Origin of the sequence: Sharpea azabuensis DSM 18934, from assembly GCF_000702165.1 — a bacterium.
GTDB lineage: Bacteria > Bacillota_I > Bacilli_A > Erysipelotrichales > Coprobacillaceae > Sharpea > Sharpea azabuensis.
Window position 1 is genome coordinate 1 of sequence record NZ_JNKU01000074.1, and the last position, 5,243, is coordinate 5,243.

Consider the following 5,243-nt stretch of genomic DNA (forward strand, 5'->3'; position numbering starts at 1 on the left):
AAGAATATCAAATATCAGATGATCGTCATATTCATTATATGCATGGTCATGCTGATGAAATATAAAATGGATCCTGTACTGGTCATGGTGCTAGCGGGGGTTATGAATGTGGCACAGTATTATATTGGCACCTTATTATAAGATTTAAGTAAACAACTACTGGAGAATACTGGTAGTTGTTTTATTATGATATTTAATATTTTTGAAATCTATGCTACCATTGAAACAGAGAGGTGATAATTAATGAAACATATTTCATTATTAATAAAACCAGCTTCTTCTTTATGCAATATGAATTGTAAGTACTGCTTCTATGCTGATGTAGAACATAATAGATTGAATAAAAATTTGAAATTAATGAACTATGAAACTATAAATAAGTTAATTGATGAAGCTTTAAAATATGATAATATTCATTTCGCTTTTCAGGGAGGGGAGCCAACATTAGCTGGACTATCTTATTTTGAATATTTTGTGTATACAGTAAATAAGAAAAAAACAAACCAAAAAGTAACGTATGCTTTGCAGACAAATGGAATATTGATTGATAAGAAATGGATTGAGTTTTTTAAAGAAAATCATTTCTTGGTTGGTATTTCTTTAGATGGAATAAAGATTGTACATAATAAGATAAGAGTGATGAATGGAAAAGGGACTTTTGATGATGTAATGAGAACTATAAAATTATGTCAGAAAGAACAAATTAATTACAATGTTCTTACAGTTATATCAAGTTCATTAGTAAAGTACGCAAAAGATATATATAAATTCTATAAGAAAAATAATATTTATAATATACAATTTATTCCATGCCTACCAGAATTAGAAAATGATAGTGGAAAATATGCTTTAACACCTGAAATGTATTTTAAGTTTTATAAAGATATATTTGAAGAATGGTATAAAGATATAAAATATAATGAATATATTTCTATTTCTCTTTTTGAAGATCTGTTGATGATCTTTAGTGGGAAATTACCACGCACATGTGGAGCTCTAGGTCAATGTACAGTTCAATATATTATTGAAAGTAATGGTGATGTATATCCATGTGATTTCTATGCGATAGATAGATATTGCTTAGGGAACTTGATGAGCAATACGTTATCAAGTATGAAAAATAATGAGAATGCACAAAAGTTTCTACATGAAAAACATCCTATAAGTAAGCTGTGCAGTAATTGTGAATTTGTGAATATATGTCATGGAAATTGTAAGAGAATGACACCCGTACTTTTCAATGATCATTATTGTGGATACAGAGCTTTTCTGAATATTTCTTATAAGAAGTTTTACGATATAGCAAAATCAATAAATCAAAAATACCCACTTAAGTAGAGTGGGTATTTTTTATGACTTGATATATGCAATTTCAGCAAGAATAATTTCAATAAATACAAAGAATAGAGCCTGATCATCTAAAAAGGAATTCTCAGACATTCTTGAAATAGAAGGTAGCACAACAGAAAAATCAGAGTTTTTCAATAACGTTGTGTTTTGACATGAAATCATGATGATCTTTATACCATTCTTCTTCGCATTTGAGAGTATGTCATAATATAGTTTTTCCTTAGCACGTGTGGTGAAGAATATAATTAAATCATCAGGTGTTAAATAGTCACATATCTGGGAGAGTAATATTGTACCTCTTACTGCTTCCGCATCATATCCAATTTTAGCTAATCGATGTCTAAGCTGCATAGCTGAAGTATATGTTCTATTTTGCCCAAATATTTTTACTCTATGCGCGTCAGTAATCATTTGGGCAATTGTTTTTATATCCTCCATGGAAACTACATCATGAATTTGTTTTATAAAACCGGCATATAAAGAAGTAATAGATGTAATAATATCTAAATTATTATCATTTTCCGATTCTCTTTCTCCAGAAACAATATAACGGGATAATTCAAATTTAAACTCAGAGAAACCGGAATAACCAATCTTCTTGCTGAATCTAATAATTGCAGCTTTTGATGTATGAATTTGTTCTGCAAGAGTATCAATACTATTTACTGTTACAGAATTAGGATGCTTTTTTATATAGTGATAAATATTATTATCTGAATGAGTGTAGGATTCCTTGTAAAAATCTAAACGTTCTAATGGATTCATAATAACCACCTTCCAAATGCATTGTACTAGATAAAATCTTTTGAAACAATGTTTAAAAAATAATAAAATAAATTTCAATTATATATTGAAAAAAGTTTTGAAGAGAGTATTATAGTAATTGAAATAAATTTCAATTCACATATAGCTATGGTGGAAAAAGTTTTGGTCGAAAGAGGAGAATATTATGGACAAGGTTACAGGTGTTGTAGAAAAATACTTATTACCAGCTGCAGAAAAGCTTTCTACAAACAAATACTTAAAAGCAATTTCAAAAGGTTTTTCTATTATCTTACCAATAATTATGATTGGTGCAATTTTTACATTATTATCATCATTGCAAATTGGTCCTTATCAAACATTTATTACTAATACTGGTATAAAATCATTTTTAGATTTTGCACCTACCGTAACAACTAATATGTTATCTTTGTATACTGTCTTCGTTATTGCATATTATTATGCACAAGATAATTATATGCAAAGTGATGCACTTGTTGTTGGGTTACTTGCTTTATTTGCGTTTGTTATACTCATTCCTCAAGGTTCTAGTGTGGTTGCTAAGAATGGTAAAGATATTATTCCTGTACTTAATGTACTGGAAATGAGATTCCTGGGTACAGCGGGCTTGTTCTCTGCAATGATTGTTGGTTTATTAACACCAGCTATCTACAAGTTTGTTTTAAATCTTGGTTGGGTTATTAAAATGCCTGAAGGTGTACCTCCAGCAGTATCAAAAGCTTTTAATGCGATGATTCCAGCATTCATTGTAGCAATTGTTTTCTCACTAGTAAGATCTGCCTTTGCTATTACAACTTTTAAGAGTTTCAATCTATTCATTTATACAGTATTACAGGCACCATTATTAAGAATTGGAAATTCACCAATTGCCTTCGCTTTACTTGTTTTCCTTTGCTCCTTATTCTGGTTCTTTGGTATTCATGGTGGTCAAATTGTTATGCCAATCTTGTCTGCAATCTATATGCCTATGGCAATGGAAAATCTAACGGCATTACAAGCTGGTCAAGCAATGCCAAATGTTTTATCTAACACTTGGTGGTTTATTTACTCATCAGTTGGTGGTGGAGGAGGTACTTTAGGTCTTTGCCTCGTTATCTTCTTCTTTGCGAAATCTAATCGCTTTAAACAATTAGGTCGTTTGGCTTTGCCTGCAAGTTTATGTGGTATTAATGAACCGTTAATTTTTGGTCTTCCAATTGTATTGAATCCAGTTATTGTTATTCCATTTATTATTACACCACTCATTACCTTTACAATTGCTTATATGTTCACAAAATTAGGTATTTTACCAATTTTAAATGGTATGCAAATTTCAGCAGGAACACCTGTTATCTTTAGTGGATGGTTAGCTGGTGGAATAAAAGTCGCATTATTCCAATTTGTAGTAGTCGCTATTCAAATGCTTATTTACTATCCATTCTTCAAAACACTTGATCAACAAGCAATTGATGAAGAAAGTGCTATTGAAAATACTAAGTAATTGAGGAGTAATATATGAATAAAAAGCCGAATATATTCTTGTTCGTCGCAGATCAAATGCGTGCAGATTCTATGCATCATATGAATAACGAAGCATCTATCACGCCTAATCTGGACGATATATTAAAAGATGGAATCAGTTTTGAAAATGCATATTGTCAAAACCCGGTTTGTGTTCCATCAAGATGTAGTTTTCTAACTGGGCTATATCCTCATACAACAGGACATCGGACAATGCATTATCTCCAACGACACGATGATGAACCAAATATTTTAAAAGAAATGAAAAATAATGGTTATGAAGTGATTTGGATTGGTCGAAATGATGTTGTACCTGGAGATAAATTGAAAACAAAGTATTGTGATGAATATTATGATGGGATCTCGATGGAAAATACCCGTGATAGTTTTCATGCATTTAATCCTGGTTCCCCACATAAAGTAACCAAAGAAGAAATGGAAGATGATAAATACTATTCGTTCTATATTGGAAAAACGCAAAAGAATGGTTATGGCCAAACAGATTGGAACTGTGTTCAGTCAGCACTTGATTATTTAGAGCGTAAAAGCAAAGAACCAGATGGTAAGCCATTCTTTGTTTATTGTACATTAGCATTCCCACATCCACCTTATGGATGTGAAGATCCATGGTATTCGATGATTGACCGTAATAAAATAGCTGAGCCTCGTCCTAATATCTCAACTCTAAAAAAGCGTGCAAGCATGCTTTATGGCATTGAGTCAAAACAAAATCTAGAGAGCTGGACTAAGGAACGCTTTAATGAACTTCGCGCAACATATTTAGCTATGGTATCAAGATTTGATTATCAATTTGGTCAAGTTGTTAATAAATTGAAAGAAAAGGATATGTATGACGATACGAATATCATTGTGTGGTCAGATCATGGTGACTATACAGGTGATTATGGAATTGTAGAAAAAGTACAGAATTGTTTTGAAAATCCTATTAGTAATGTTCCATTACTAATAAAACCATCAAGTAACTTTGCGTGTGTGCCAAGAAAAACGAAAGCTTTAGGTATGCTTTTAGATATCCCAGCTACTATTGCTGAGATGGCGGATATTAAATTATCTTATACTCAATTTGGTCATTCAATGATGCATGTTGTTGCAGGTGATGAAAAGCATAATGATGCAGTATTTTGCGAAGGTGGACGTATTCATGGTGAAACACAAGCTATGGAAAGAGGACATAGTCCAAAGTCACCTTACTGGCCAAGACTCTCAACGCAAGCAAGTGAAGGTCCAGAACATACGAAAGCATGTATGTGTCGTATGGGAAATTTGAAATATACGATGCGATTATATGAACAGGATGAACTTTATGATTTAGAAAATGATCCTTTAGAGCTCAATAACCTTATTGATCATCCAGACTATATTGAAGACATCAATAAATTTAAAGAACGTTTACTTAGATTTTATATGGAAACAACAGACTTTGTTCCAATGGGAAAAGATTTACGTTAATTTGAAGAAAGGAGTTCAGCAATGAAAAAGAAGTTATTAACATTGTTTCTTTCAACATTGTATTTAAGTGCATTTACCTTTGGTGGCGGTTATGTCATTGTTACGCTGATGAGAAAGAAATTCGTCGGGCAGTTACATTG

The 5,243-nt window shown here is 31.6% G+C and carries 5 protein-coding genes; 4 read left to right on the forward strand and 1 reads right to left on the reverse strand.

Annotated features, from left to right (window positions below):
• Positions 1–243: 243 nt before the first annotated feature.
• Positions 244–1,338 carry a radical SAM/SPASM domain-containing protein gene (locus T529_RS0111350; protein ID WP_033163723.1) on the forward strand — a complete coding sequence of 365 codons (1,095 nt, stop codon included), beginning with the start codon at positions 244–246 and terminating at the stop codon, positions 1,336–1,338.
• A 12-nt stretch (positions 1,339–1,350) separates the two neighbouring features.
• On the opposite strand, the gene T529_RS0111355 is transcribed toward T529_RS0111350, so the two are convergent.
• On the reverse strand, positions 1,351–2,115 hold the full coding sequence (locus tag T529_RS0111355) for a MurR/RpiR family transcriptional regulator (RefSeq protein ID WP_033163724.1): 765 nt from the start codon (positions 2,113–2,115) through the stop codon (positions 1,351–1,353).
• Between the two features lie 184 nt (positions 2,116–2,299).
• On the opposite strand from T529_RS0111355, the gene T529_RS0111360 reads away from it, so the two are divergent.
• The 3 genes from T529_RS0111360 to T529_RS0111370 form a co-directional block, all read left to right on the forward strand.
• Positions 2,300–3,613, forward strand: coding sequence for a PTS sugar transporter subunit IIC (locus tag T529_RS0111360; RefSeq protein ID WP_033163725.1), 1,314 nt, complete (start codon positions 2,300–2,302; stop codon positions 3,611–3,613).
• 14 nt (positions 3,614–3,627) lie between these two features.
• Complete coding sequence (locus T529_RS0111365) at positions 3,628–5,103, forward strand: sulfatase family protein (RefSeq protein ID WP_033163726.1); 1,476 nt, start codon at positions 3,628–3,630, stop codon at positions 5,101–5,103.
• Positions 5,104–5,124: 21 nt separating this feature from the next.
• Positions 5,125–5,243 (forward strand): chromate transporter (locus T529_RS0111370; RefSeq protein ID WP_033163727.1); only part of this gene is annotated, 119 nt, incomplete at its 3' end.